Raw genomic sequence first — 26,001 nt, forward strand, 5'->3', positions numbered from 1 at the left:
CTAATTATCCAGTGCCTTCAGGGCATCTTCCAGTTTCTGTTTGAGGGTATCGTTCTGCTGGCAGAGCCTTAGCCATTTATCACCCAGAGTGACCAGCTGCTCCTTGCAGTTTTTATATTCCGCTGATGTATCGGCCGCTTTTTGGCCGTTGCGGTATAAATCAGGGTCGGCAAGCAGGGTTTCCAGTTCCTGTTTGCGTTGTTCCAAGTTTGTTATTTCAGCCTCTGTGTCGGATATTTCCTTCTTCAAAGCCCCGGTTTCTTTATAATGCTGGTTTCTTATCTGCCCTTCCAGAGTTTTGCGCTGTTTCTGGGAGAATGCGGCCGGAACGGGGGCAGGGCGGTGAGAAATAACCGGTGCAGGGTTTTTAGACACTTCCCCTTCAAAAGGGTTGGCGGCGGCAAATTCCAGATAGGCATCATAATCGCCTTCAAAAACCCTGATTTTGCCGTTACGTACTTCAATAATCTTGTTAGCTACTTCGCGGATAAGGGTGCGGTCATGGGTGATAAAACACAGAGTGCCTTTGTATGCCTGAAGAGCGTCCGCCAGTATTTCGCGGGCGGGTATGTCCAGATGATTGGTGGGTTCATCCATTAGTACCAGATTGGCGGGCTTAAGCAGCATTTTGGCAATGGCCAAGCGGGTTTTTTCACCCCCGGACAGTACCGATATCCTCTTTTTTACATCATCTCCGCTGAAGAGAAATGCCCCCAGCATACCCCGCAGCTGCTGTTCGGGGGCATCCGGTAAAATAGTTTCCAACTCCTCTATCAGGTTATTGGCAGGGCTTAGAGACTCTACATAATACTGGGCAAAATAGGCGGTATTTACGTTTGCTCCCAAATTACGGTAACCCGAATCAAACGGCATAACCCCGGCCAGTATCTTGAGGAGGGTGGTTTTGCCGGCACCGTTAGGGCCTACCAGAGCGGCCTTGTCACCCCGGGTAAGCACCAGTTCCAGCCCCTGGTAGATAACCAGGTCACCGTAAGACTTGGTGAGGTTTCTTAGTTTTATAACATCATGCCCGCTGCGTTCGGGTTCGGGGAAATTAAAGTGTATTTTTTTAGTCTGGCGGGGGATAGCTACCGCAGACAGCTTATCCAGCTTTTTTATCCGGCTTTGCACCTGGCTGGCTTTGGTGGCTTTGTAACGGAAGCGCTCTATAAACTTGGTTTCTTTATCAATAAGTTCCTGCTGGCGGCGGGCCTGGCTTTCCAGTTGGTTCAGGCGGAGTTCGCGTTCCCGCAGGTAGCTGTCATAATTGCCGGAATAAAGGCGGGCTTTTTGGTCTTCCAGTGACAGTATCTTGGTAGCGATGGAGTTTAAAAATGCCCGATCATGGCTGGTAAAGAGCACCGAGCCGCTGTATTGCTTTAGATAGCTTTCAAACCAGCGGGTGGACTCTAAGTCAAGGTGATTGGTAGGTTCGTCCAGTATGAGTATATCCGGGCTGAGGAAAAGGAGTTTGGCCAGTTCAGCCCGCATCAGCCAGCCGCCGGAAAACTCATGCAGGGGGCGGTCAAAATCTGCCGGTTTGAAACCCAGCCCGGCCAGTATCAGCTTGGCTTCCTGTTCTGCATTATAACCACCCAGAGCCTCAAATGAGTGCTGAAGCTCCCCCAGTTCGCTCATCAGACGGTTATTTTCAGAGCCGTCTTTTTCCTCGGCCAGTTCCCCCTGAAGCAGGGAAATTTTGTGTGAAAGTGAGCTAAGGCGGTCAGAGGCACTTGAGACAGCTTTAAGCAGGGGCTGTTTGGAGCTGGGCTTGATATCCTGTTCCAGATAACCCACCGTAGTGCCGCGGCGGAGGATAATTTTACCTTCGTCAGCTTCCAGCCTGCCGGCAATCATTTCAAAAAGGGTGGTCTTGCCGCTGCCGTTTGGACCAAGCAGAGCCAGCCGGTCTCTTGCACCTATATTCAGGTTTACGCCGGTGTAAAGGCTGCGCACCCCGAAGGATTTGGAAAGATTTTGGATATTTAGCATTTTAGTTTTGTATCAGCGCCATTATACAGTAAGAAACCCCCGCCGCCAAAAGGGGCGTCTCCTGACAAAAAGATAGGGGGAGGGTTTTAAAGCCTCCCCCTTGGTTTTTCCTGCCGGAAAGTTTCAGAAAATTTAGCCTAACTGAATGGCGTTAACTGCATCAGGTGGCAGGGTAATAGTGACCGGCTGGTTAATATTGTCTATAGAGATTGACATAACAAGAGATAGAGTTTGGCCTTCTGTTACTATATCCATGGACATATCCATTTTTACTACAAAAGAAGTATCTTTGGCAATCCAGGCAGTCATTTTGATATTTTTCAGGTTGTCAGAGGGGTTGGTTATGCTTGACGGGTCATCTACAGCTTGCTGTTCATTCAGGTATTGTATCAGTTCTTCCATGTCAGGGGTGATGGTCACTTTCCAGCAGCTTACTCCGTTTATTGTTTCAGACCCGTCTACGGTAAGGGTTGATTTGGAGAACAGATAGTCATTTTGCTGGGTTTGGGAATCCCAGTTTTGGTTTTGCGTCTGGGCATCCATCAGCATTTTGTACCAGGTATTAAGCTGTATGCCGGTGTACTGGTCACTGTTGGTAATCTTGAAATACTGGATACTGTCAATCAGGTACATTTCCATTTCCAGTGTGCTTTCTATTTCTCCAGTCATGATGGTGCTGGTTGTCAAATGGGCTTTTTGATTGCTGAGGTCTTCTTGGCCGTTTGTGGTCATAACTGTTCTGACGCTCATGCCGGAAACCTGTATGGTCATTTCAATAACACTGGTTGTATTAAAGCTGGTTATATTGGGAGAAGCTGCCAGTATGGACGCAATCAGCTGTGAGCCGGTAGGGGTGGTGGGAGTTTCAGATGCAGGGGGATTATTGTTATTGTTATTGGTGTCTGGTGAGTCAGTGTCATCAGTAGCGCTTGAACAGCCGCCCAAAGCCAGTGAGAGCAGCATGAGCAGGCTGAGTAGGGTAGCCAAAAATTTGCCGGATTTCATCTGTTTCCGCCTTTCGCGTTTACCCTCATAGTAAACTATATGACTATATAGGACATAATGATAAATCCAGGTAATAAATAAGTCAATACATTTTTAGTTTAAACCGGCTATGTAGCCTGAAGCCCAGGCCCAGCCCAGATTATAGCCGCCGCGTACCCCGTTTACGTCCAGCATCTCACCCGCCAGATACAGCCCTTTGACCAGCTTTGATTCCAGTGTCTGGATGTCTATCTCCCCGGTGTCTATCCCCCCGGCGGTAAATTCGGCCTCATTCCAGCCGCGGGTACCCGAAACCTCAAACCGCCAGTTTTTTAGTTTGGCAGCGGCTTTGGCGGGGTTGTCTTTTTCAAACAACTGTTTAAACGCCATACAGAGCTTGTTGGGCAGTATGCCGGTCAGCATTTCCTCCGGGCTTAAGCCCATTTTCCGGCGCTTTAAAAGCTCTGTTTCCAGCTGTTTTGGCTCTATAAATGGTATCAGGTCTATTTCAAGGGAGACATCTTTTATGTTTAAACGGTTTATGGCCAGTGAAATCTCCTGGCTTATGTCCAGTATCAGGCTGCCTGACAGGCCGTATTTGGTAAAAAGCAGTTCACCGTCAACCGGGGTGCCCGCTTTGTCCCTGATACGGCTTTGAGCCCGGGCGGTAATTCGCTGCCCCTGCAGCAGGTGGCAGAGGGGGTCTTTGACCACTAAGGGTACGGTGCTGGGTATTGGCTTTATAATGCGGTGCCCCAGTGAAGCGGCCAGTTTGTAGCCGCTGCCGTCAGAGCCGAAAGACGGGTAGGTGCAGCCTCCCCCGGTCAGGATAAGGCTTTGCCCTGTCTGCTGTCTGCCATCTGCCGCTTGCAGGCTGAACCCGTTTTGAGTTTTGCGGATAGACAGGCAGTCAAAGCCGTACTCCACTTTTACCCCCAGACGCTGTATTTCCATTTCCAGTACTTTCAGGACCGAAGCAGCCTGGTTGGTAAACGGAAAGATGCGGCCGTCCTGTGAATAATAGTGAAGCCCCAGTTCAGAAAAGAAATTTAGTATCTCGTTCCGCCCGAAGCGGCTGAAAACGGAATTTACCAAAGGTCTGGCTTCGGGGTTATAAAAGCTGGAATCCAGCTGTTCGTTAAGCAGATTGCAGCGCCCGTTGCCGCTGGCAAGTATTTTTTTGCCTAACTGGGCAGTTTTCTCAAGGATAATCACCGGCTCACCGCGGCGGGCTTTGCTGATGGCGGCTGTCATGCCGGCAGCACCCCCGCCAATAATCAGGGTTGTTGTCTGGGGCATTTCTAAAAGGCCTCTCTGGGAAATTTGTCATGCAGGCGTTAAACGCCAGAAGTTATTATACACCAGGCTGCGAATAAGCTGTTGGTTAAAGGGCAGTTTTGTAAATGGTGGGGAAGGGGGCAGAGAGATATTTTTTAGTTTTTCCCCAGTTAAAGGCGGGATAAATTTTGCTAAGGGCTAGGGTGTTACTTTTTGGCCGCAGGCAGGGCAGAAGGATGCATCCGCTGATAGCCCGTTGCCGCATTTGGGGCAGTACCTGCCGGGTGTGCTGGGGGTATTATCAGCAGCTAAGCCGGGTTTTTCCGCCTTAGCGGGTTTAGGCGGGTTTTTCAGATAGCTTCTTATAAGGAAAAATGACCCTAAAAGCATAATCAAAGCCGGAAATCCGGTAACAAAGAAAAACATCAGAGCCGCATTTGACTCGCTTTCATTAAGAGAGCCGATGAGGTTTTGGGCTGAAAAAACAAGAAGAGGCAATCCCCACAGACCCAGCAGTATGCCTATAATCAGCCTGACCATATTGCTTACTCCTTATTGTTTTTCCGGGGTGCATAGTTTTTTTGTACCGCAAACCGGGCAAAACTCTGCCTCTGCCTCCAGTTTCTGCCCGCACCGGGTGCAATACTGCACTCCTCTGTTGAGTTCCTCTGTATCCAGCGGTTGATTTCTGACCGGTTTTTTATCCAGCTTTCTAAACAGGTGGATTAAACCCCAGATAAGGGCTACAGGTATCATTATTACTACAATGAGTATCAGTAATTCCATCGGACCAATTCTGGGCATGGCACTTCCTTTCCCGTGTAATACCGGCTGTACGCTAGGAGTATCTCTATAAGGTATATAGCAGTAAGGATTGTATCCTTTTATTAATCCCTCAGGGGTATGCCTTTGGCGTCATACTGGAATGAGCCGGTAAGTATCAGGATACCCTCAATAAACCCCCAGATAGAACCGATACCCAGCGTAACAATAGTCACTATAATCTGGGCTATACCTATGCCTACATAGCCAAGGTAAAACCTGTGCACGCCGATGCTTCCTAAAAATATCCCCAGCAGACCGGCCGCTATTCTGGATTTGCGTTCTTGGTATTCTTCAGCAGTCAGGCTGCTTTGGCGGATTTGGCTGCCGCAGGCAGGGCAGAAGGATGCATTTTCAGCTACTTGTTTGCCGCATTTGGAACAATACATATTGTTTTGCCTCTATATTGTTGTTTTAAACATTATAGCTTTGAAAATATGTATTAACAAGTCCGCAAAAGATAATAAATAAGCCGGGATTGTATCAGTATAAATACCTTAGGGATATCAGGCTGCCCGCCTGAGCCAAAAAAACATTCAAAAACGCTGATCAGAGAGACGTATTGCCGTTCTTATATATGCAGGGGTGTGAATATGTCTCTGTTAATCAGTAGTCTTTAAAATATATCCGCGATTCGGGCTGTTAATTAAAAGTTTGGGATTAGATGCGTTCTCCTCTATCTTATTGCGTAACCTTAAGATATGGGTTTTAAGATTGCTGCGGGCTTCCGGGTAATAATCCCCCCAGAGTAATTCAGATAGCTCTTCGTAGCTCACTGTTTTATCATGGTTTTTCATCAGCATATACATAATGCGGCCTTCGCTGACAGTCAGATTTATGAGGGTATCGCCTATCCATAATTCCCTGATTGACGAACCGAAATGCATTTTGCCGCAAGTGACGGACAGGTCTTCACCGTTTATCTGTTTTTTAGTCAATAAGCGCCGGACTCTGGCCAGCAGCTCCATCTGGCGGAATGGCTTGGTAATATAATCATTGGCACCCAAAGTTAAACCCCGGACAACATCACTTTCATCTCCGCGTACCGTCAGAATAATAATGGGTACATCTGAAAAGTTGCGGATTTGCTTCAGGACATCAAAACCGTTCATATCAGGTAACCCCAAATCCAGCAAAATAATATCAGGGTTTACTGATTCAACAGATTCTATCCCTTTCCGGCCGCTTGACGCAGAAATTACCCGTGAATTTGGACAGCTTATCTGAAATATGGTAGATATGACATCAACTATTTCGGCATCGTCTTCAATTAACAGCAGCTTCATATGATTTCCTTTTGTTCTTATACCCCAGTTTTAGATGCTCTGGCTTGACCGGAGTCAATGTGGGTATAGTAAACGTGAAGATGCTGCCATGTTCGTTCGCATTTTCCACCCATATTCTGCCGCCGTGAAGCTCTACAAATCTCTTTGACAGGGCTAAGCCCAAGCCCATGCCGTCAAATCTTTCTCTGTCTCTTTCCAATCTGTGGTAGGGTTCAAATAAATAAGCCATGTCTGATGAAGATATGCCTATACCCGAATCAATAATCTGGAAGACCACATCAGTTGAGGTTCTAAAGCACTTGATTTTTATCAGCCCTGACCCCGGAGTATATTTGATAGCATTGCTTAAAAGGTTAAGCAGGACTTGCCTTAATCTATCAGGGTCGGCTTCTATAAATATAGTATTTTCGTCATGTTCGAATACCAGCCTTAGATTAGCCTTCCTGAGTTTGGCATCAATATACTGGATAATATCGGCAGATAATTCAATACACTCAATCGGTATTTTTTTAATCTGAAGAACACCTATTTCACCTCTGGCCAAATCCAAAAGCTCATCAATCCGTTTATTCAGGTTGAAAGCCCCTTTATTGATATTCTGGGCTAAGTTAAGCCAGGGTTCTTGCTTTAACCCCGAAGAAAGGGTGTCACTGGCCGCCATTATTGGCGTCAGGGGAGTCTTTAGTTCATGGACTAAGGCTCTGGTAAATTCAATCCGGTTTTGGATTTGAGTTTCCAGTTCGTGGCGCAGTGAGGCTTCATTCTGATACAGGTCTGTTAATTGCTGTTCGGTAGTCTTCCATTCGGTTATATCTTCTATTCTGCCGGCAAAGGCACCTATGCTCCCGTCAGCTTTAAACTGGGGGTTCAGAGTTTCTCTAATCCAGCGGCATTCGCCTTTGCCATTTATTATCTGGTATTCAATCTTCAGGGGGTCTTCAAAACCCCTTCCCAGGCAGTCAGTAATAAAAGCAGAGCGTTTTGAGATTATCTGGCTGCGTTTTTTGTATAAATACCCGCCTTTATTCTGGGTAGACAGGAATGTCATCTTGAATTCTTTGGTGGTTATGCTCAGTAATTTTTCAATTATCGGGCTGATAAAGGTGACTGTGCTACCCGAATTATCTATGATATAGATAATCTCCTTCATAGTTTCCAGCAGGGAGAGGGGAATCAGTTCTGCTTTGGGGGATAAACCGGAGTTAATCCGGGCTTCGTTTTCAATATGGGCTTTATCAATCGCAGATTGAATCAGGTTTTTTAGATAGTCAAGGCTTTCATTATGTATGCTGTAGGGCAGTCCGGCTTTTTGGGCTTCCCTTTTTACAATTTCTTCATCTGGCTGGTTGCTTTCAAACCGGAAAGCTGTTAGTTCTTCAATACCGCAGCTTGAGGCAACTTGGCCATTTCGGGTTTCTGAACCAAAACTCTTTGAAACTTCCCTGTTCCACTTGGTCAGAAATGAATTGTTTCCCAGCCATGAGTTCTGACTGAGATATTTCTCCACCCGTTCGGGCCCAAGTAACATTTCCCAGCAGTTATTCCCCTCAATTTTACGGATATTGCTGTCACAGTACATATCCAGCAGGCTATTCAATTCCGGGTGGCAAGACCCATATATGATAACGGTAGCCTCGTTTGCCAATACGGATTTGTCCACCTGGTTGCGAATGGTGTCTCCGCTTATGGCGAACAGACAGCAGGGTAGTACCGGGTAAATAACGAACTGGTCTTGAGGTATAAGCGGGACAATTTGCCTGACTTGATCTAACATGGAGGCGCAGGTAACTAAACCTATTTTCATATTAAACCTTCTCTTCACTGGCTGACGGATTTATTTTATTTATCAGCCAGATAATATCCTTTATGTTTTCAGGGAATATGCAGCTGCCAAAATTAAGTTTCAGGCTCGGTTTTAAGTAAAAAACGTTACCGCCGGCCAGTATAGTTAATTTTTTAGGCTGCATAATCTGGAGGAAATTTTTAAAAGAGTTCAGGTGATTATACTGGGGAATAGTGACTATTAAAATCTTATGGCGGTCATCAAGTTCCAAATCCAGCGAACCGTCAGGTTTTTGCAAAATAGGCATTTGATAACTTTTGATACCCTCAATTTGCAGCAGGGATTGGAGCACTTCGGCTGATTTGGGTATAACCTTGGAGAAATAACAGATGGGGATTGCCTGATTATCCAGGTATTTTATGCCCGCAAGCGGGATATTGTATTTAATAAACTCTAAGGCAGCCGTCAGGTCTGCGGCACTGAGGCAGTTGCCTTCTTCCCATTTCTCAATGGTGCTATATGTGAAATTCCGGAGCTCATCCAACGACAAAGCCGGCATTTGGGTGTAATCAGCCTCAAGCAGATTTGCATATAGAGGTAGCGAATTTTTACACATAGCTGGCATGAGTTTAGCCCTCATATAATTCTGATACTTTTAATCATAGCATATCTTTGCGTTATTAATGGTTATATTCGGTAACTATTTAGTAACTTTTCTTCAGGTTATTTTGTTACTTCAGCTTGCTTTGCATAAACCTAGCTACAGTTTGGGTTGCCCGGGTACAGATTTGTTACCAGATAACTCAGGCTTATTCTGCTTGCAGCCAGAGCGTGTGCCGCCGTAGCTAAATAAACGCTTTAAATCTTAGCGTATCTTCCAAATCAAATTGATACCGTTGCCTTGGAAATCACCACCTATTGTTACCTGAGATGAAACTTTGACTTGGTATATTTAGTTCAAGTAATTGGGGTATGAGCTAAATCTATAGCTAAAAGGGGGGTACTATGCGCTTTGGCACCGGGAAAGACCGGGATTATACAAAATATAAATTGTGAGGTTGGATGTATGCAAAATTTCCATTCTACTTTATCAAGACGTGACTTTATGAAGGGGATTGGGTTAGCTGGTGCTGGCTTTGGTGCTGCTGCTGCTACAGCTCCGGTATTCCGTGATTTGGATGAAGGTGCTTCCATAGCCGCTAATACTTATAAGAAAAATCCGTGGTGGGTCAAAGAGCGCAATTATTGTGACCCCACGACTCCTATTGACTGGGATGTATGGAAAGCATTTGACGCTACTCATTATGACTACATCGGCGGGCAGTATTCTGAAGAGTATTTAGCTCAAATCGGTGTCCCTTCGGTACTCAATGAGAGTGTAGCAAAGAGGCACGAACGTATAACTTCTCGTTTGGGCAAGCCTGGGTTCTCCATGCAGGACTGGGCCTTTTGTCAGGGCGCTAAAAATGTAACTTCTTCCATGTGCTATAACGAATTTGGTCAGAGTCGGTCCATGTTCTTGGGTGACAAGAAAATGATGGATGAAGTAATGACCCCGGAACAGATTGGTTTGTCCAAGTATGAAGGTACTCCTGAATATAATGCTCTGATGCTAAAAAGCGCTATTCGCTTTTTGGGTGGTACAGATATTCGGTGCTTACCAGTTGATGACAAGACTAAGAGGGTATTGAACGTTGGTGAAAATCAGCATCCTGACCAGCCATATGTCTGGGAGGATGGAATATCTTGGCCTTATGAAACCATGACCAAACGGGCAATTCCTACTAAAGACGCCCATATTTTAGTGTTCAGCTACAATGGTTCATATGACGGTACCGTACGCAGCCCCTCCTGGATATCCAACGGCGTTGCTTTTAATCAGTGTCTTTCAGGTGATTCTATTCAGCTTTACCTCCAGCGCTTCCTGAAAGGCCTTGGCTACTGGCTGGTAGGCGGTGACGATTTCCCCGGTATAGCCAGTTATCCAGGCGCAGGTGCGCTGTCCGGTTTTGGCGAAATTGGCCGTATTGGTCATGCAGTTGGCTGGGACAAGTGGATGCGCTGCACCCGCCTGATGGTAACTAATCTTCCTCTGCCGGCGGATAATCCTATTGATTTTGGTGTAGTTTCCTTCTGCACCACTGCCTGCAAGAAATGTGCCGAATTCTGCCCTGTCAGCGCTATCAAGATGGATTCGGAGCCCAGCTGGGAATTGGCTACTGACCCCTCTAACCCGTACCTTAAACCCCAGAATTTCAATAACCCCGGCCGTAAGACCTGGTATCTGAACCAGGCCGGTTGCTTCTCCAACTGGTGTTTGACTGATACTTTCTGTGGTATTTGTATGGGAGAGTGCGTATTTAACAAACTGGCTGATTCCAGTATCCACGAGGTTGTTAAACCCGTTATTGCTAATACCACTTTGCTGGACGGCTTCTTCTTTAATATGGATAAAGCCTTTGGCTATGGCTGTCTGCCTGAAGATCAATGGGAAGACTGGTGGACGCTGGGCGAGAAGATGCCTATACATGGTATTTAGGCTTTTTGCGATACTAATTAGAAAGGATAATAACTAATATGTTTTGGCCTATAGTTATGGTCATTTTGACAATCGTTGTCGGGGCTCTGCTGATGTGGGGCAAAAATAAGGGGCTATCATTCAAAATGTATGAATGGCTGCTTTTTATTGCCGGTATAGCCTTGTTTATTTTCACTCTGGAAAATATTCAGGGTAGTTTTCAGGAGAATGTGCCTAAAGCCGCTCTGATGTTTGTGCTGGTAACCGGCATTCCTTCCATTATCTTGCTTGCCATACCCGCCATAGGTACTTTCAGACGGGGTAGCGGCCGGTCTTAATACAGGGTGCTTTTATTTGCTCTTAGATACCCTGAAAAGGGGGGCGGCAATGCCTCCCTTTTCAGGTGTGTTTAGCGGTTTAAACGGCTAAGGGCGTAATGGGACTGAAAATTAAGCTCAGGCTTCCAGGTAATTTATTATCTCCGGCAGTTTTCTCCGGCTGCCGTGCTTTGTGAATGGAATATATGAAAACTAAAATCGGAATCAAGCAAGTTGTAATATCTTTGGCTGTAGTAACCCTGGTAGGGGCTTTTATTGTCGGGCAGTTGCCCAAGGAAACCCGGATTGAATCATATCTGCCGGATAATGGCACCGGTTGCACCTATGACCTGGTAAAGTATATTCCGCCTCAGGATTATATTTTTAAATCTGTAGACGCTGAGGGTAATGTAACCGGTTATGTTACCCTTACCGAAGGCAAAGGCTACGGGGGAATACTTTTGGTTGAGATAGAGTGGACGCCGGACGGTACCATTCTGGCCATTTCTGTTCCCCAGCAGCAAGAAGGTGATGCCTGGTGGGATAAGCTTAAAACGCACGAGTTTTTTGAACAGTATGTGGGGCGGCAGTTTAATACCGGCCTGCTGCTGGGAGAAGACATAGATGCAGTTTCCGGGGCCACCATTTCCAGCAACGGGGTGGCTTTGGGTGTATATGAGGGCAGGGCTCTGGTAGCGGCTGAACTGGGGGAGCCCTATCCCGCTCCGGTAGAGACTGTTAAATTCGGTTTGGGTGAGATACTTCTGGTGACCGGCTTGCTGATGGCGGTGGTGTTCCGGACTATGGTCGTTTTTCAGAAGCGGAAATGGTTGCGCTATATTACGCTGGGATTAGGGCTGGTGGTTCTGGGTTTCTGGTTATCCCGCCCCCTTAGTCTAACCAATATTGCCGCCTGGCTTATCGGCTCACCGCCCAATATGGCTAATAATCTATTCCTCTATATACTGGTTCTTGGGGTGGTCGGGTTAGCCCTGCTGACCGGCAAGAATTTCTACTGCTTCTGGCTGTGCCCGTTTGCCGCCGTGCAAGAGGTAACCCACCGGATTGGCGGCCAGATAGGCCTGCGTCCTAAACCCAAAGTCTACAGATTCTTACGGAATATCCGTTACCTGCTGCTATGGGCAACCCTGGTGATGGTCTTCTGGTTTACCAATCCTTCTCTGTCTGTTTTTGAGCCCTGGGGCACTCTGTTCAGTCAGGTGGGCACCTATGACCAGTGGTTGCTGCTGATTGTAACTATCACCTTTGGTTTCTTTATCTTTAGCCCGTGGTGCTTTTATTTGTGCCCGGTAGGGGCGTTTATGGATGTTTTACTCAAAATCCGTAAAGGAGGGATAAGCCTTTGGAACAGACTAAGAAATCCGGCGGAAAAGAAATTGGCCGGGGACAAAACATAACGGTGGTAGTCATGGTGTCAGTGATAACCCTGCTTGCCATAGCGGTTATATTCATGAAGGTGGCCGGGATTGAGCTGTATGCCTAACGGCTTAGTTGCCTAATGCACCTATTACTTTTAGAAGGATGAAAATATGGAAAAAGCATTTGTTTCATGGAGCGGGGGTAAAGACTGCTCACTGTCTTTATACCGGGCCCTAAAGGGCGGCTATGATGTGCGCTATCTGGCCAGTATGTTTACCGAAGGCACAGGTCGCCTTTATCCCCACCATTTCACTCCGGAATTGCTTATTAGTCAGGCGGAAGCTATCGGTATTCCTCTGGAAGTTACCTGGACTAGCGGCCAGGAATATACAAATAACTATATCAAGATGCTTAAAGGTTTCTGCGAAGAGGGCATAACGGTAGCGGTATTCGGGGACGTAAGCGTGGGCAACCCGGATGCCCTTGAGCACCGGATGTGGGTGGAAAGGGTCTGCCAGGCTGCCGGTATGAGGGTAGTGCTGCCTCTCTGGGATGAAGACCGTGAATCCATTATCGGTGACCTTATAGATTCCGGTTTTGAAACCCTGATTGTGGCCGCCGACAATACCAATCTGGGCAAAGGCTGGCTGGGGCGGAAGCTGGATAATGAGCTCTTTGAGGAATTAAAGCTGCTTAATGCCAGTTCGCCTGACGGTAAAGTAGGCCTTTACCATACGCTTACAGTTGACGGGCCTATTTTCAGGAAGAAACTGGAAATAGCTGACAAGAAGATAATCTATAAAGAATGCGGTCTGTATGACGGCAAACCGGCTGTAGCCCCCTTCTGGTATCTGGAACTGGAAGACTGTTTTCTGGTGGACAAACCGGTGCTGATTGCGGAGAGTGCCGCGGGGTTGGAATAGTGATGAAAACAAATATATACCATATTACTTATACCCCTACTACCGGGAGTGTCTCGCTGCGTTTTTGGGGCTGTAATATGAGCTGTCACGGGTGTCTGTGCAAAGAGGGTATCTATGACCATCTGCTGAAAGAAAACAGACTTGGTAACCCGCCTCAAACTGAAAATGCCTTTAAACCCAGGCGTCTGCTGGAACTGGATGAAGTACTGGCCAGACTTGATGAACTGAAACCCCAAAAGGTGTTCCTGACCGGAGAAGAAGCCTCTCTTGACCCGAATTACGCCGCCATTACCCAGGCTTTTCATGATCGGTATGGCTGTGAAAATGTTTTATATACCAACGGGTTTAAAATGCCTGCCCTGGGAGACACCGATGCGGTTGAGGTGGGTATAAAGGCTATTTCCGAGGAACTGCACCAGTGGTACACCGAACGCTCGGTTGAGCCGATAAAGCAAAACTTTATCCGTTATGCCCATTCGGAGGTAAAGCTGACTGCCGCTTCCATACTTATACCCGGGCTGGTGGAAATAGAGGAAATTGAGCGGATTGCCCGTTTCATAGCCGTAATCAATCCGGATATACCATACTTTGTGCTGCCGTATTTCCCGGCCGGCAATAATAGCTGGCGTAAAACCAGCCCTTATGAGGTGGCCGAAGCGGTGAAAAGGGTAAGCCGTTACCTGACGAATGTATCCGGCTGTCAGGGAGTTGAGCAGGAAATACTCCACGAAGTGGAACGGGTAGTCTAAGGCTATGGCCGGGACTGCTTCCAGAATATATTATCCCAGAGTGTTTGTTACCGGAGTCGGTACCGGCGGCCGGGCTTTCCTGACGCCGGCAGCCGAAGAGACTGTAAAAAGCTGCGGCATTATTGTGGGCTGGCCGGAAGTTATAAAAAACCTGGGATTCGGGCTGGAAAACAAGCTGGTTTTAGAGCAGAACTGCCTTAATTACCAGCAGTTACTGGCTGAGGCGGCCGGTTTGGCCAGGGCTAAACTGGAAGACGTTGCCCTTTTGGTTATGGATGACCCGCTGGTATATTCAGCCGGACTTGGCGGCTATAGTGACATCTTTAAAGACTTCCGGATTGAATTTATACCGGCTGTTTCCAGCCTGCAGTTACTGGCTGCTTCCGCCCGGCTTTCACTGGAAGACTGTCTGCAGGTGGTCTATAAACCGGATGCCTCCGGCAATATTGACCAATCTGATTTAGCCTTAAAACGGGAGCGGATGCTCAAAGCCCTGAAGGCTGGCTATCATGTACTGGTACTTAGTGACCTGGAACAGACACTTGCCCAGACCGCCTGTTTTCTGATTGAGAAAGGGCTGGCTGTTGAGACCGGGGTAATAGTGGGTGAGCAGATGGGCACTGACAGCCAGAAAATAACCGAAAAAAGCATCCTGAAAGTTTCCCGGGATACCAGCCACTGGATGTCCTGCATGGCGGTCAGACAGGGCAAAATTTTAAAGAAGTAAATTGCGAGGGAATTTATGACTATCTCCAACCTTGAATATCAGAATAACCCGGAGCTTTGGGCAGATAAAATGGACAGGCAGACCAATGTTTATCATGTTGCCTATGCCCCGGCTATCAAAAAGGCTTACCTTTTCCACTGGGGATGCAACTTAGAATGCAGGGGCTGTTTGTGCAAGAAGGAAATAAACTGCATGGCGCTGGAGGAGAATCTGGACGTGGTCTTCCGTGACCCCCGTTTCTGTCCCCCCCAGACCCCGTCTGCCCCGCTTTCCTTCGGTAAGCTCATTGCCCTGCTTCAGGATATAGAACTTACCGAGGTGGCCTTTGAAGGGCAGGAAGCCTCGCTTGACCCGATGCTGCCGGATATCTGCCGCTGGCTGAAGGAGCGGGGCTGCAAGGTAATCCTGCATACCAACGGGGTAGCTATGTCGGATGCCAGCCATATAGATGACGTTATTGTCAGCCTGAAGGCTATTACCCCTGAAATATATGCCGGCTACACCTGCCGTTCCAACTCAAGTCTGCTTGAAAATTTTAAGAAATACTATCAGGCCGGGGTTAACCTGAAGGCCGAAAGCGTGTTTATACCGGGCTATATTGACCTTGAAGAAACCGAAAAAATAGCCCAGTTTATTGCTTCGGTAGACGAAAATATACCCTACCGGATGGATGCTTATTTTGAATCCGGGGATAATCCCTGGCGGCCGCCTACGCCTGAGGAGATGCAGACGGCACTGGAAGTGGCCCGCAAGCATCTGAAGAATGTTTACTGCACCCAGCAGACCAAGCAAAACTTAAGCAAAGCAGACCTGCTGTACGAAGTGGTGCGGCTGTATTAGACAGCCGGATAGATTAAGGAGGCTAGAAAATTGACTACTAAGAGTGAACTTAAAAAGATATCCCTGGGTTCGTTTGAAGGTTTTACGGCTGATACGGTTTATTATACGGCTATCGGCTATCCCAATAATGTTTTTGCCCTGCGTTTTAATGAAATGCGGGATGTCATAAGCAGCCGTCACGGTATTATGAAGTCAGACTTTTTAACTATCTGCCATATACCGGATGAGCTGGGCCTTTATATGCATGACCAGAGCAAGAGCCATTTCTATTATTACGGGCAGCTTCTGGCAGATGTTCTTAAAGAATATGACGTTGAAATTGAAAACACCGCTTTTCTCTCCACCGGCGTCCAGATGCGTAATCTGGCCTTTGCGGTGGAAAGGTATGAAGAACTCTGGGTAGTCTGCTTTACCACTGCCGGCGTCCGCCACAATGCGGTGCGTATAGGCAAAGATGCGGCAGTGGGTATAGAGCGTAACGGGGAATTCAAGGGTTTCGGCACTATCTGCCATGTGGTGGTGACCAATGCCTCTTTTGACCACGGGGCACTGGTTTCATCAATCATAACCGTTACCGAGGCCAAGAATGTAGCCCTGCAGGAAATGGATATACGCAGTTCCCATAACCCTGACTGGCTGGCTACCGGCACCGGTACAGACCAGGTGATTGTAGCCTCCGGCTTTGGAGAGAAGTGCAAGTATGTTCAGGGGCACACTGTAATAGGTAAGATGATGGCTGATGCGGTTATAAAATCTACCAAAGAAGCGGTGGCTAACTGTATCCGGGATACGGCCGGACAGCCTGACTAGCCAAGATGAATATTTACCAGATTACCTACGAGCCGAATTACCGGGTGCTGGGGCTTCACTTCTGGGGCTGCAACCTTTTTTGCCGCGGCTGTTATAAAAACTACCGGATTGATGACCTTAGTCTGCCGGGCAGTTCGGTAGAACAGCTTAAAGATGCCCCCAGAGCCAAAAATCCTGCCAGATTTTTAACCCTTGGGGAAGTGCTGGAAAAGACTGAAGGCCTGACCCCCAGAGATATATTCTTTATGGGCAAGGAAGCCTCGCTTGACCCCGAACTGCCTCTGCTGGCAGCCCGGCTTCATGCCCGGCACAAGAGCTTCCATACCCTGCTGACCAACGGGCGTAAACTTACCGACCTTTCAGATATAGACGAAGCGGTTTTCGGCTTTAAATCTGCCAGCGAATCTGTCCACCGGGAATATACCGGGCTGTCCAATACGGGCATACTGGCTAATTTCAAGAAGGTTTACCAGAGCGGTAAAAAGGTTCAGGCTGAAATAGCTTTCATTCCCGACCTGGTGGAGGAGGAAGAGATTGGGATGCTGGCTAAGGCTATTTCTGAAATAGACCGCCGGCTTCTTTTCCGGGTTACGGCTTATTTTGCTGTACCGGGAGCTCCGTGGCCTTCGGCCTGCCGGGAGCAGGTGGAAGATGCCGCTTCAGTTGCCCGCAGATACCTTGATAACGTGGTTACTATGGCCTCTGACAGCCGGGATAACGGCTGGAAGCCGGAAGTAATTTTTTAGGAATAAATATGAAACTAAGCCAAAATGCCAGGATTGTGCTTGAAAAACGCTACCTCAAACGGGACGGTGACGGGAATATTGCCGAATCCCCTGAGGATATGTTCCGCAGGGTAGCGGACACGGTGGCGGCGGCTGAAAATGCCTATAACCCGTCTGGTAAGGCTGCCTGTATGGCAGATGAGTTTTACGGCATGATGACCGGGTTTGAGTTCCTGCCCAATTCGCCCACCCTTCTGAATGCCGGGCGGGAACTGGGGCTTTTATCCTCCTGTTTTGTATTGCCAGTGGCAGATTCGGTTGCGGGGGTAGCTAAAGCTATCGGCGAAGCCATGGTTATCCACCAGTACGGGGGCGGTACCGGCTTTGCCTTTGATGCCATACGGCCGGAAGATGACCCGGTAAAAAGCGGCCATAAGGTGGCTGGCGGGCCGGTCAGGCTGGTGGGGGTATTTTCGGAAGCGGCCAACTACATAAAACAGGCCGGGGTGCGCTGCGGCTGTAATTCGGCCAGTCTGCCGGTAAATCACCCTGATATTTTAAAATTTATCCGGGCTAAAGATGAAGGCAGTCACTCCGCCAACTTTGGCATCAATATTGCCCTGACGGATGATTTTATCTGGAAAGTCCGGCGCGGAGAAGATTATGAGCTGGTTAACCCGCGCACCGGAAGGGTCAGCGGCAGTTTATCCGCCGCCGAAGTCTTTTACCGCATAGCCCGAAGCGCATGGGAAACAGGTGACCCGGGGATAATGTTTATTGACCGCATAAATAAAGATAACCCCACCCCCCGGCTTGGAGAATTTATAACTACCGACCCCTGCGGCGGCCAGCCTTTGCTCCCGTACGAATCAGCTACTTTGGGGACAATAAACCTGTCCGGTATGCTCTTAAAAGAAGACAACTGCTGCCGGGTGGATTACCCGCGGCTTGGCGGGCTGATTGCCAAAGCTGTCCGCTTTCTGGATGACGTGCTGGAGGTAAACCGCTATCCGTCAGCCGAGGTTGAAAAAGCGGCTAAGGCCACCCGCAAAATAGGCCTGGGGTTTATGGGCTTTGCCGAGATGCTGATAAAGCTGGGTATCCGTTATGATTCAGCGGAAGCGGTATCCGCAGCAGATGAGCTTATGGCTTTTGTAAAAGAAGCTGCCTGCCAGGCCACCGAAGAACTGGCTCTGGAACGGGGGGCTTTTCCGGCTTTTGCAGGCAGTATATATGCCCAAAAGGGTGCCAAACCCAGACGGAATGCCACCTGCCTTACCTTTACCAATACCGGCACTACCAGCATTATTGCCGATACCTCGGTCGGTATTCACCCCATATATTCGCTGGTTATGGTTCGCAACATACTGGACGGGCAGCGGCTGCTGGATATAAACCATGCTTTTGAAGAAACCGCCAGAGAGAGGGGCTTTTTCAGCCCGGCGCTTATAGAAAAACTGCTTACGGGGGAAAGCCCCTGTAACTGCCCGGAGATACCGGAGGATTACCGCCGGTTGCTGGTTACCGCCCGGGATATTCAGCCGGAATGGTGTATCAGGGTGCAGGCAGCTTTCCAGAAATATACTGACAATGCTATTTCCCAAACGGTCAATTTCCCTGCTGATGCCTCGGTTGAGGATATCGCAGATTTATTCCTTAAAGCCCACGAACTGGGTCTTAAAGGGGTTACGGCTTACCGTGACAGCAGCCGGGAATTGCAGGTGCTTTGCACCGGTGGGGACTGCCGGGATATAGCCAGAAAGTATTTTGAGGATTGCTGTGTTTAAGGTATCTGGGAAGCCCCTGCCCGGTCTTGTACAGGTCTTTTACGGTGACGGGCGGGGCAAGACCTCGGCCGCTATGGGTGAGATTGTGCGGGCTGTTTCTGCCGGGCTCAGGGTTACGGTAGTGTTCTTTATGAAAGGCGAACGCCGGAATGCCGAATATAGTTCCTTAAAAGATCTGGGGGTGGAATACGCTGTTTTTGGCCGGAGCGGTTTTTTAAGCGGTGCAGACGCCCGGGCAGAAGATGCCAGACTTTGCCGTCAGGCTCTCACGTTTGCCGAAGGGCAGATAAGTTTGGGTAAATGGGATTTGGTAGTGCTGGACGAAATAAACAATGCCCGTTACTACGGCGTTATAGAAACAGAGGATATTTTAAAACTGCTTTCCGTCAAACCGGCCTGTACCTCACTTGTGCTCACCGGCAAAACGGCGGACAAAGAGGTAGCGGCAAAAGCAGACCTGGTGGCTGAATTCCGCAAACTGAAGCACCCGTATGACCGGGGTATTTTAGCCCGGGCGGGTATAGACTATTAGGTGAATAAAACACAATGAACGAATATATTCTGATACTTATTCTGGCTGTCCTTTGGGATTTGGCTCTGGCTGAGCCTCCGGCGGCTATTCACCTGACTGTCTGGATAGGGCGGGTGATTTCGCTGGTGGAGAAGGCAGGGCTTAAGATACGCAGTCACGCCCTGCAGTATATCTTCGGCATGGCGGCCTCTTTGTTCCTGATAGCTTTGTTCGGCTGGCTGACTTATCTGCTGCTTGATTATCTGGGCGGCCTAAGCTTTGCCTTATACCTGATAGCCGCCTTTTTAATCCTGAAGACCACGTTCTGTTTACGCTTTAACGCCCGCATGTCTTTACTGGTAGAGAAATACCTGAAAGGCGGGGACTACCGGATAGAGAGTGCCGCCCCGGAAATCCGCTATCTTCTGACAACGGTTGAACGTGACAAGGAGGACGGATTTGCTCCGCCCATGATATCCTCCACTATCCGTTCGCTGGCGGAAAACGCTTCGGATTTTCTGGTAGCCCCGCTGTTCTATTTTCTGATTCTGGGTGTGCCGGGGGCGGTGGCCTACCGGGTTTGCAACACCCTTGACGGTATGCTGGGACACCGTGGTGAGTACGAATACCTGGGTAAGTTTGCCGCCTGTCTGGATGATATCATTAACTATCTGCCATCCAGACTTACCGGGCTGATGTTTGTACTGGCGGCTTTTGTTTCGGGGATGGATGGCAAAAATGCCTGGAGGATTGCCCGCAGAGACCAGTCCAAAACCGAAAGCCCCAATGCCGGCTGGCCGATGGCATCTGTTGCCGGAGCACTGGGGGTAAGGCTGGAGCGGGCTGGTCACTATGCGCTGGGGGATGCGGCAAAACCCCTCAGCCCCGGTCATATAGGTCAGGCCGTAAGACTGTTCGGGGTGATGTCCGCTATCAGCATTGCCGGCAGTACGGGCATACTGCTGGCGGTATATTTACTAAGCTTGAACTGATGGGAGGTGGCTTTTATGGCCAGAGAAATGACACATTGTTACGTTAAAATACCGGTTAAACCGCTGGATGATACTGCTATGGAAAAACTGCGCAAGCTGGAGCAGAAGCTGGGTCTGCCCTTGATAGCTTTCAGTGCCCGCAGTGACGAATATGCCAGGTTATCCGCTGAGGAACTGGCTGAGCTGGATAAGCTGGGGGCGGAACTGGATGCCTCTATTGTGGCTTACTCCCGGGGTAAAACCGCCCGCCCTGCCGGGCAGTCCTGCAGGATATAGGGGGAAGTACTATGGATGAGCTGATTTACCTGGATAATGCCGCCAGTACCCCGGTTGACCCGAGGGTAGTTACGGTTATGCTGCCTTACTTTACCCGGCACTACGGAAACCCCTCGGCTATTCACCCTATGGGGCGCAGGGCGGACGAGGCTCTGGAAACTGCCCGGGAGCAGGTGGCCGCCCTGATTAACTGCCAGCCGGAAGAGGTTATTTTTACCAGCGGTGGCACCGAATCAGACAATCTGGCTATCAGCGGTGCGGCTATGGCTGGCCGGGGCAGACATATTATTACCTCGGAGATTGAGCACCATGCCGTGCTCTTAGCCTGTCATGCCCTGGAAAAGAAGGGCTTTGAGGTTACCTATCTGCCGGTGGACTCCTTCGGGCAGATTTCTCCTAAGGATGTAGAGGCGTCCATTACTCCCCAAACGGCTTTGGTAAGCATTATGGCGGCCAATAATGTAATCGGCACGCTTCAGCCTGTAGCTGAAATAGGGGCTGTCTGCCGCCGTCAGGGAGTTATTTTCCATACTGATGCCGTCCAGATGGCCGGTCACCTGCCGCTGGATGTAAAGCGGGATAACATAGACCTTTTATCCCTGTCTGCCCACAAGTTTAACGGCCCCAAAGGGGTGGGAATACTCTATGCCAAGGGCGATGTGCCTTTAGCCCCGCTTATTCTGGGCGGGGGGCAGGAAAGCGGCCTGCGTTCGGGTACGGAAAATGTGCCCGGTATTGCGGGACTGGGGCTGGCAGCCGGGATAGCCGCACTGGAAATGCAAGAAGAGGCGGGCAGGGTTTCCTCTCTTCGTAAAAAACTGGCCGAAGCCATACTGGGGTCTATCCCCGGCAGCCGCCTTAACGGCCACCCCCAAAAGCGTCTGCCCGGTAATCTGAATATCAGTTTTGAAGGAGTGGAGGGAGAATACCTGAGCAAGGAACTGTCCAAGCAGGGTATCTGCGTATCTACCGGTTCGGCTTGCAGTTCGGCAAGCCACGAAGCCCCTTATGTGCTTCTGGCGACCGGCCTTGAGCGTGACCTGGCCAACTGCTCTATCCGCCTTTCTCTGGGTAAAATGACCACCCCTGAGCATATTCAAAAAACCGCAGATACTTTGAGTGCGGTAGTCAGCCAAATCCGCCGGCAAACCCCGGTCTGGTAGGAGGAAAAAGCTTATGCAACTGAAAAATACAGGGTATTCACCGGTAACTTTGGAAAGGGAGGTCTGTTCTTTGCCGGGCATAAAAGCCGAAGTGTTTTCCACTCGTGTCTGGGATGCCCCGGCTAATCTGCTGGCGGTCTTTTTTGATGAAGACCATGCCGCCCTTTCAGGTACAGACGGCTACGGCAGCATCCGGCTGGTCTGCAACTGCTACCTGCCAAAAGATTTGTGTGATTACCTTCATTTCAACCACAAAGATTACGATGATTATTTAAAAGACCTGAAGCAAGAGATGGCCTCATTTTACAGTCTTGAAACCCAGGAAATTTTCATGCTGTCCACCGGGGTCAGCATGGACGAAGTTTGTTATACTCTTGAATCCGGGGATAAGCTCTGGGTCTGCGCCTGGGTTACGGCCGGTTTTAAGCATAATGCCATGCGGATAGGGGTGGATAAAGGTGCAGGACTGGAGGTTGAAGGGGAATGCCAGCCCTGCGGGACTATAAATATCATTACCGCCACTAATGCCCGGCTGGACTCTGCCGCTCTGGCTTCCAGCTTTGTGACTGTTACCGAAGCCAAGGTGGTGGCCCTGCAGGACCTTAATATCCACAGTTCATTTAATCCGGCTTTGCAGGCAACCGGCACTGGTACTGACCAGATAGTAGCGGTTTCCGGCTGGGATTTTGGCTGCCGCTATGTCGGCGGGCATACCCGGCTGGGGGAAATGACGGCCAGAGCGGTTACCTCCGCCTGCCGGAAAGCCCTCAGTATCCAGCTGGCCAAAGACCCCAACTATCACTCCGGGGGTAAAAAATGAGTACAGCTGCTAAATACGCCACCCGCCAGATAACTGACCAGGCCGGACGCCAGGTTCATTTCGGCTGCTTGCCCCAGCGGATTATATCCCTTGCCCCCAGCCTGACCGAAATAGTATATGCCCTGGGAGCGGAAGATCTTTTAAAGGGCGTGACTGACTACTGTGATTATCCTCCCGAAGCCAAAAACAAGCCTCGGGCTGGCGGTTACAGTACGGTTGACGTTGACCAGATTGGCAAAATACAGCCGGATCTGATACTGGCCGGGCAGATACACTTAAAAGATATTGTCCCCCGGCTGGAGGCGCTGAGTTATCCGGTGCTGGTGCTTGAACCAAGCACCATAGAAGGTTTGCTGGAAACTATCCGGATAGTGGGCAAGTGTACCGGGCGGGCTAAGGCCGCTGAACTGCTGGCGGAGTCACTGGGCAGGCGGACAGACTTTATAACCGCCAAAATCGCTTCCCTGTCACCGGAAAACTGCCCCTCGGTTTATGTTTTGCATGAATGCCAGACCTGGAAAACCTTTGGTTCGGATACTATCGGGGATACCCTGATTGAGATGGCCGGGGGGTATAATATCGGGCGGGATTTCGGCCGTTATTATCCGTATCCTGCCAAAGAGGATATTAAACTCAAAAACCCGGATATTATCATTGCCGAAACCGGTTACGGGGATAACCCCCGGGAACCGCTTAATATCGCCCTTGGCGAGCCTGTTCTGGCAGAGGTAACCGCCCGCCGGACCGGGTGGGTCTTTGGTATCCACAGTGACCTGGTCAGCCGGGCAGGCCCCCGGATGGTGGACGGGCTGGAGTGTCTGGCTCACCTTATCCACCCGGAGTTATTTCCGGCCAAACCTGCCGTTTGCTGCGGCCGGGTCTATATAGCCGGGGTAGGGCCGGGTTTGGCTAAGTGGGTTTCCCCCAGAGTGAAAGAGCTGGTGGCCGAGGCGGATATACTGGTGGGTTGGGAACAGGACTTGAAACCTGTAAAGAGTCTGATTAAAAACCAGCGGATATTCTTACAGGAGCCCGGCAATTACCTTGAAGTGCCCAAACTGGCTGCTCTGGAAGCTCAAAAAAACGGTGATACCGTAGTGGTGCTTAAAACCGGTGACCCTCTGGTAGCCCCGGCTGGTTTGGATGGGATAACAAGCACTTTTAACGGCTTTGAGGTGGAGATTATTCCGGGTATAAGCTCAGTTCAGCTGGCAGCAGCCAAAGCCGGCATATCTTTGTATGATGCCGCTATTATTACCTACCACCCTTTGCCGCATGACGGGGGCAAAGACCTGCGGAAAAAACGCCGCCGGATGCTTGATGCTCTAAGCTGGGGCTTGCATTTAATAGTCCTAACCGGGGTTCGCCAGCTGCCCAATGCTACTGCCCGCTACCTGCTGGACAGGGGTATAGCGCCGGATTCCAGAGTAATGGTTATTGAAAACCCGGCCTGCCCTGACGAAAAAATCACCAGCTGTTCACTTGCTGATGTAAGCTCTCAGAGATTTGGCTGGTTTTCAGTGATGGTTGTTTTTAATAAACCTGACTAAAATAATAAAGGCCGGTCAAAGCCGGCCTTTAGCTAGTACCTGTGGCTGCTTAATCAGGAAATGAGTTTACCTTTGTCCTGGGGTGCCTGGGAATAGACCGCATCTACTTTGACTGTGCCTACCCCGGTGATATCCACCCCCATGGCTTCTTTGAGTGCCTTGGCGAACTGGTCAAAGAGGGGGCCGGAGGTGTGGTATTTGAGGAAAGTGCCTTTTACCTGATAAGTGGTGAAGGGAGGGGCAACCGGTACTTTCACGGCTACAATAGCCACTTTCTTGGTTTCTTCAAGGTTCTTAAAAGTGCGGGTGGTGCGGCCGTATAAATCAGCAAAGGCCAGTGTTTCTGCGTCCACTGCGGTCATGCTGGTTTTGGGGGTAACGTTCAGTTCACCCTTTTTATCTATAGTGGCTACCATTTTGGGGACACTGGGGTCCTGAAAAAGGTTGATTACTTCTTGTGACATTTTGCCCATGTTAGATTTCCGTCCTTTTTGAATAAAAATAAATTTCTAAGAAGATTACGTCTGAAAATATTTAGTCCGTATATACTCCTCCTATTAATAATACCAAGTGGCGGTGTCTATTTTGGTGACACAGGGTTAAAAACTGGTGGCTAAAGGTATTAAATTCCCGGTAAGGTTCCTGTGTGCTGTCTTAACTTAACAGGGCCAGAACAGCCAGCACGATGGCGGTTATACCCAGCAGCAGGTGCACCCAGAACAGCTTTATGGTAATAAAGCCCTTAAGCGGGTTATGGGGGGTTTTCAGGGTAAAGCCGCAAATCCCGGTTGCCAGAATGAAGATAAGTGCCCAGGTAGACATAAAATAGCCTCCTTTTAGTTTTTGTGCAGCTTAATATTTGCATACTCAGGGCGGCTTAGTCTGTAAAATTTATTACATATTCAGCGTCCGGTTTTTTGTATAATCTAGGTATAAACCGAAAACGGGGAGGACTCAGGTGAAATATTTGAACTGCATGATGGATTTGTGGCTGTTTGACTCCCTTAACCAGCAGGAGAAGACCGAGATAAGCCGCCTTTTCAGGCGTCCGGAATATTTAAAGAATGAGTATCTTTTCAGCGAAGGCGAACCGGCCAGTGCTGTTTTTGTGGTGGCCAAAGGCCGGGTGAAGCTCTTTAAAACGGCTGAAAATGGGCGGGAGATTGTTCTGGCTTATTTGACTCAGAACCAGCTCTTCGGGGAAGAGATTTTGTTTAATGATGCTATCCGGACTATTACCGCCGTAGCCATGGAAGATACCCGGCTGTGTGCCTGTTATAAAAGTGACTTTGAAAATTTGCTTTCTCAAAATTCGCAGATAGCGGTTAAAGTTATCCGCACCCTCAGTGAAAAAATAAATAACATTACCGAAACTCTGGCAGATATGGCTATTTACGATATCCAAAACCGGCTGGCGCGCACTCTGGCCAGGCTGGCTAAAGAACACGGCGAAGATGTGGGCGATGGCAGACGCCTAAATTTCCGTTTAACCCATGATGACCTTGGTTCTTTAGTGGGGGCATCCCGGGTGATGGTAACGAATGTTATAAAATCCCTGAAAAAATCCGGCATAATTAAAGATGATATTGACCATAAGCTGGTGGTCAGCCAGTGGTTTCTGAATGATTTTTCTGATGAAATGCCCAAATTTATCAGAAAAGATTCAAGCGCCTGCAAGTGTTTCCCGAAACCCGGCGAATAAGTGTCTTAGCAGTAAGTGTTTAATGCATCTTTCAGGGGGAAGAGGCGCTTCAGGTTATTTGTTATA

Annotated in this window: 29 protein-coding genes; 18 read left to right on the forward strand and 11 right to left on the reverse strand. The window is 49.0% G+C overall.

The window, feature by feature from the left end; all coding sequences use genetic code 11:
• The 9 genes from ACE6F3_RS03660 to ACE6F3_RS03700 form a co-directional block, all read right to left on the reverse strand.
• Window positions 1-1,992, reverse strand: a complete 1,992-nt coding sequence (locus tag ACE6F3_RS03660) for an ABC-F family ATP-binding cassette domain-containing protein (RefSeq protein ID WP_324665660.1) — start codon at window positions 1,990-1,992, stop codon at window positions 1-3.
• Window positions 1,993-2,124: 132 nt separating this feature from the next.
• A complete protein-coding gene (locus ACE6F3_RS03665; RefSeq protein WP_324665658.1) occupies window positions 2,125-2,997 on the reverse strand; it encodes a DUF6612 family protein in 873 nt (290 codons plus the stop codon).
• A gap of 93 nt (window positions 2,998-3,090) precedes the next feature.
• The gene (locus tag ACE6F3_RS03670) at window positions 3,091-4,275 is read right to left on the reverse strand and encodes an NAD(P)/FAD-dependent oxidoreductase (RefSeq protein ID WP_324665656.1); all 1,185 of its coding nucleotides are present in this window, start codon (window positions 4,273-4,275) and stop codon (window positions 3,091-3,093) included.
• 177 nt (window positions 4,276-4,452) lie between these two features.
• Window positions 4,453-4,794 carry a zinc ribbon domain-containing protein gene (locus ACE6F3_RS03675; protein WP_324665654.1) on the reverse strand — a complete coding sequence of 114 codons (342 nt, stop codon included), beginning with the start codon at window positions 4,792-4,794 and terminating at the stop codon, window positions 4,453-4,455.
• Between the two features lie 12 nt (window positions 4,795-4,806).
• Window positions 4,807-5,058, reverse strand: coding sequence for a zinc ribbon domain-containing protein (locus ACE6F3_RS03680; RefSeq protein ID WP_324665652.1), 252 nt, complete (start codon window positions 5,056-5,058; stop codon window positions 4,807-4,809).
• Between the two features lie 83 nt (window positions 5,059-5,141).
• A complete protein-coding gene (locus tag ACE6F3_RS03685; RefSeq protein WP_010936033.1) occupies window positions 5,142-5,465 on the reverse strand; it encodes a TM2 domain-containing protein in 324 nt (107 codons plus the stop codon).
• A gap of 213 nt (window positions 5,466-5,678) precedes the next feature.
• Window positions 5,679-6,362, reverse strand: a complete 684-nt coding sequence (locus ACE6F3_RS03690) for a response regulator transcription factor (RefSeq protein WP_010936035.1) — start codon at window positions 6,360-6,362, stop codon at window positions 5,679-5,681.
• Entirely contained in the window at window positions 6,343-8,166 is a 1,824-nt protein-coding gene (locus tag ACE6F3_RS03695; protein WP_324665649.1) for an ATP-binding protein, read from the reverse strand. Before ACE6F3_RS03695 ends, ACE6F3_RS03690 begins: the two co-directional genes overlap by 20 nt.
• A 1-nt stretch (window position 8,167) precedes the next feature.
• Window positions 8,168-8,770: a hypothetical protein gene (locus tag ACE6F3_RS03700; protein WP_324665647.1), complete on the reverse strand. Its 603-nt coding sequence runs from the start codon at window positions 8,768-8,770 to the stop codon at window positions 8,168-8,170.
• Window positions 8,771-9,211: 441 nt separating this feature from the next.
• Between ACE6F3_RS03700 and ACE6F3_RS03705 the strand changes: the two genes are divergently transcribed.
• From ACE6F3_RS03705 to cbiE, 17 genes are all read left to right on the forward strand, one after another.
• Window positions 9,212-10,684, forward strand: coding sequence for a reductive dehalogenase (locus ACE6F3_RS03705; RefSeq protein WP_324665645.1), 1,473 nt, complete (start codon window positions 9,212-9,214; stop codon window positions 10,682-10,684).
• A gap of 38 nt (window positions 10,685-10,722) precedes the next feature.
• Complete coding sequence (locus tag ACE6F3_RS03710) at window positions 10,723-11,001, forward strand: hypothetical protein (protein ID WP_010936039.1); 279 nt, start codon at window positions 10,723-10,725, stop codon at window positions 10,999-11,001.
• Between the two features lie 185 nt (window positions 11,002-11,186).
• Window positions 11,187-12,398: a 4Fe-4S binding protein gene (locus tag ACE6F3_RS03715; protein ID WP_324665643.1), complete on the forward strand. Its 1,212-nt coding sequence runs from the start codon at window positions 11,187-11,189 to the stop codon at window positions 12,396-12,398.
• Window positions 12,344-12,484 (forward strand): hypothetical protein, encoded by a 141-nt coding sequence (locus ACE6F3_RS03720; protein ID WP_193744896.1) that lies wholly within the window; start codon window positions 12,344-12,346, stop codon window positions 12,482-12,484. The genes ACE6F3_RS03715 and ACE6F3_RS03720 overlap by 55 nt, the downstream gene beginning before the upstream one ends.
• Before the next feature lie 46 nt (window positions 12,485-12,530).
• Window positions 12,531-13,283, forward strand: coding sequence for a diphthine--ammonia ligase (locus ACE6F3_RS03725; RefSeq protein ID WP_392655032.1), 753 nt, complete (start codon window positions 12,531-12,533; stop codon window positions 13,281-13,283).
• Window positions 13,284-13,360: 77 nt separating this feature from the next.
• Window positions 13,361-14,032, forward strand: coding sequence for a radical SAM protein (locus tag ACE6F3_RS03730; RefSeq protein ID WP_236887337.1), 672 nt, complete (start codon window positions 13,361-13,363; stop codon window positions 14,030-14,032).
• A 4-nt stretch (window positions 14,033-14,036) separates the two neighbouring features.
• Window positions 14,037-14,759: an SAM-dependent methyltransferase gene (locus tag ACE6F3_RS03735; protein WP_077975009.1), complete on the forward strand. Its 723-nt coding sequence runs from the start codon at window positions 14,037-14,039 to the stop codon at window positions 14,757-14,759.
• Between the two features lie 15 nt (window positions 14,760-14,774).
• Window positions 14,775-15,599, forward strand: a complete 825-nt coding sequence (locus ACE6F3_RS03740) for a radical SAM protein (RefSeq protein ID WP_077975010.1) — start codon at window positions 14,775-14,777, stop codon at window positions 15,597-15,599.
• 30 nt (window positions 15,600-15,629) lie between these two features.
• The gene (locus tag ACE6F3_RS03745) at window positions 15,630-16,409 is read left to right on the forward strand and encodes an adenosylcobinamide amidohydrolase (protein ID WP_010936045.1); all 780 of its coding nucleotides are present in this window, start codon (window positions 15,630-15,632) and stop codon (window positions 16,407-16,409) included.
• 5 nt (window positions 16,410-16,414) lie between these two features.
• Window positions 16,415-17,155, forward strand: coding sequence for a radical SAM protein (locus ACE6F3_RS03750; protein WP_392655036.1), 741 nt, complete (start codon window positions 16,415-16,417; stop codon window positions 17,153-17,155).
• Between the two features lie 8 nt (window positions 17,156-17,163).
• On the forward strand, window positions 17,164-18,921 hold the full coding sequence (locus ACE6F3_RS03755; protein ID WP_324665631.1) for an adenosylcobalamin-dependent ribonucleoside-diphosphate reductase: 1,758 nt from the start codon (window positions 17,164-17,166) through the stop codon (window positions 18,919-18,921).
• Window positions 18,914-19,453, forward strand: a complete 540-nt coding sequence (locus ACE6F3_RS03760) for a cob(I)yrinic acid a,c-diamide adenosyltransferase (protein WP_324665629.1) — start codon at window positions 18,914-18,916, stop codon at window positions 19,451-19,453. The genes ACE6F3_RS03755 and ACE6F3_RS03760 overlap by 8 nt, the downstream gene beginning before the upstream one ends.
• 14 nt (window positions 19,454-19,467) lie before the next feature.
• Entirely contained in the window at window positions 19,468-20,424 is a 957-nt protein-coding gene (gene cbiB / locus ACE6F3_RS03765) for an adenosylcobinamide-phosphate synthase CbiB (RefSeq protein ID WP_324665627.1), read from the forward strand.
• A 15-nt stretch (window positions 20,425-20,439) separates the two neighbouring features.
• The gene (locus ACE6F3_RS03770) at window positions 20,440-20,700 is read left to right on the forward strand and encodes a hypothetical protein (RefSeq protein ID WP_324665625.1); all 261 of its coding nucleotides are present in this window, start codon (window positions 20,440-20,442) and stop codon (window positions 20,698-20,700) included.
• Between the two features lie 11 nt (window positions 20,701-20,711).
• Entirely contained in the window at window positions 20,712-21,863 is a 1,152-nt protein-coding gene (locus tag ACE6F3_RS03775; RefSeq protein WP_324665623.1) for a cysteine desulfurase family protein, read from the forward strand.
• Window positions 21,864-21,876: 13 nt separating this feature from the next.
• Window positions 21,877-22,683, forward strand: a complete 807-nt coding sequence (locus ACE6F3_RS03780) for an adenosylcobinamide amidohydrolase (protein ID WP_324665622.1) — start codon at window positions 21,877-21,879, stop codon at window positions 22,681-22,683.
• Window positions 22,680-24,233, forward strand: coding sequence for a precorrin-6y C5,15-methyltransferase (decarboxylating) subunit CbiE (gene cbiE, locus ACE6F3_RS03785; protein ID WP_324665620.1), 1,554 nt, complete (start codon window positions 22,680-22,682; stop codon window positions 24,231-24,233). The genes ACE6F3_RS03780 and cbiE overlap by 4 nt, the downstream gene beginning before the upstream one ends.
• Window positions 24,234-24,286: 53 nt before the next feature.
• Here the strand turns inward: cbiE and ACE6F3_RS03790 are convergent, their stop codons facing one another.
• The gene (locus ACE6F3_RS03790) at window positions 24,287-24,697 is read right to left on the reverse strand and encodes a pyridoxamine 5'-phosphate oxidase family protein (RefSeq protein WP_233417654.1); all 411 of its coding nucleotides are present in this window, start codon (window positions 24,695-24,697) and stop codon (window positions 24,287-24,289) included.
• Between the two features lie 190 nt (window positions 24,698-24,887).
• Window positions 24,888-25,055, reverse strand: a complete 168-nt coding sequence (locus ACE6F3_RS03795; RefSeq protein WP_171973437.1) for a hypothetical protein — start codon at window positions 25,053-25,055, stop codon at window positions 24,888-24,890.
• Between the two features lie 136 nt (window positions 25,056-25,191).
• Here ACE6F3_RS03795 and ACE6F3_RS03800 point away from each other — a divergent pair, with 136 nt between their 5' ends.
• Window positions 25,192-25,935 (forward strand): Crp/Fnr family transcriptional regulator, encoded by a 744-nt coding sequence (locus ACE6F3_RS03800; RefSeq protein WP_324665618.1) that lies wholly within the window; start codon window positions 25,192-25,194, stop codon window positions 25,933-25,935.
• The last annotated feature ends 66 nt before the right edge of the window (window positions 25,936-26,001 follow it).

Source organism: Dehalococcoides sp. THU4 (assembly GCF_043231265.1).
In the GTDB taxonomy this organism is placed as follows: Bacteria; Chloroflexota; Dehalococcoidia; order Dehalococcoidales; family Dehalococcoidaceae; genus Dehalococcoides; species Dehalococcoides mccartyi.

Coding starts and splice junctions, on each gene's coding strand:
- ACE6F3_RS03660 (WP_324665660.1), bottom strand. CDS start 1,992: ATGCTAAATATCCAAAATCTTTCCAAATCCTTCGGGGTGCGCAGCCTT.
- ACE6F3_RS03665 (WP_324665658.1), bottom strand. CDS start 2,997: ATGAAATCCGGCAAATTTTTGGCTACCCTACTCAGCCTGCTCATGCTG.
- ACE6F3_RS03670 (WP_324665656.1), bottom strand. CDS start 4,275: ATGCCCCAGACAACAACCCTGATTATTGGCGGGGGTGCTGCCGGCATG.
- ACE6F3_RS03675 (WP_324665654.1), bottom strand. CDS start 4,794: ATGGTCAGGCTGATTATAGGCATACTGCTGGGTCTGTGGGGATTGCCT.
- ACE6F3_RS03680 (WP_324665652.1), bottom strand. CDS start 5,058: ATGCCCAGAATTGGTCCGATGGAATTACTGATACTCATTGTAGTAATA.
- ACE6F3_RS03685 (WP_010936033.1), bottom strand. CDS start 5,465: ATGTATTGTTCCAAATGCGGCAAACAAGTAGCTGAAAATGCATCCTTC.
- ACE6F3_RS03690 (WP_010936035.1), bottom strand. CDS start 6,362: ATGAAGCTGCTGTTAATTGAAGACGATGCCGAAATAGTTGATGTCATA.
- ACE6F3_RS03695 (WP_324665649.1), bottom strand. CDS start 8,166: ATGAAAATAGGTTTAGTTACCTGCGCCTCCATGTTAGATCAAGTCAGG.
- ACE6F3_RS03700 (WP_324665647.1), bottom strand. CDS start 8,770: ATGCCAGCTATGTGTAAAAATTCGCTACCTCTATATGCAAATCTGCTT.
- ACE6F3_RS03705 (WP_324665645.1), top strand. CDS start 9,212: ATGCAAAATTTCCATTCTACTTTATCAAGACGTGACTTTATGAAGGGG.
- ACE6F3_RS03710 (WP_010936039.1), top strand. CDS start 10,723: ATGTTTTGGCCTATAGTTATGGTCATTTTGACAATCGTTGTCGGGGCT.
- ACE6F3_RS03715 (WP_324665643.1), top strand. CDS start 11,187: ATGAAAACTAAAATCGGAATCAAGCAAGTTGTAATATCTTTGGCTGTA.
- ACE6F3_RS03725 (WP_392655032.1), top strand. CDS start 12,531: ATGGAAAAAGCATTTGTTTCATGGAGCGGGGGTAAAGACTGCTCACTG.
- ACE6F3_RS03730 (WP_236887337.1), top strand. CDS start 13,361: ATGAGCTGTCACGGGTGTCTGTGCAAAGAGGGTATCTATGACCATCTG.
- ACE6F3_RS03735 (WP_077975009.1), top strand. CDS start 14,037: ATGGCCGGGACTGCTTCCAGAATATATTATCCCAGAGTGTTTGTTACC.
- ACE6F3_RS03740 (WP_077975010.1), top strand. CDS start 14,775: ATGACTATCTCCAACCTTGAATATCAGAATAACCCGGAGCTTTGGGCA.
- ACE6F3_RS03750 (WP_392655036.1), top strand. CDS start 16,415: ATGAATATTTACCAGATTACCTACGAGCCGAATTACCGGGTGCTGGGG.
- ACE6F3_RS03755 (WP_324665631.1), top strand. CDS start 17,164: ATGAAACTAAGCCAAAATGCCAGGATTGTGCTTGAAAAACGCTACCTC.
- cbiB (WP_324665627.1), top strand. CDS start 19,468: ATGAACGAATATATTCTGATACTTATTCTGGCTGTCCTTTGGGATTTG.
- ACE6F3_RS03770 (WP_324665625.1), top strand. CDS start 20,440: ATGGCCAGAGAAATGACACATTGTTACGTTAAAATACCGGTTAAACCG.
- ACE6F3_RS03775 (WP_324665623.1), top strand. CDS start 20,712: ATGGATGAGCTGATTTACCTGGATAATGCCGCCAGTACCCCGGTTGAC.
- ACE6F3_RS03780 (WP_324665622.1), top strand. CDS start 21,877: ATGCAACTGAAAAATACAGGGTATTCACCGGTAACTTTGGAAAGGGAG.
- cbiE (WP_324665620.1), top strand. CDS start 22,680: ATGAGTACAGCTGCTAAATACGCCACCCGCCAGATAACTGACCAGGCC.
- ACE6F3_RS03790 (WP_233417654.1), bottom strand. CDS start 24,697: ATGTCACAAGAAGTAATCAACCTTTTTCAGGACCCCAGTGTCCCCAAA.
- ACE6F3_RS03795 (WP_171973437.1), bottom strand. CDS start 25,055: ATGTCTACCTGGGCACTTATCTTCATTCTGGCAACCGGGATTTGCGGC.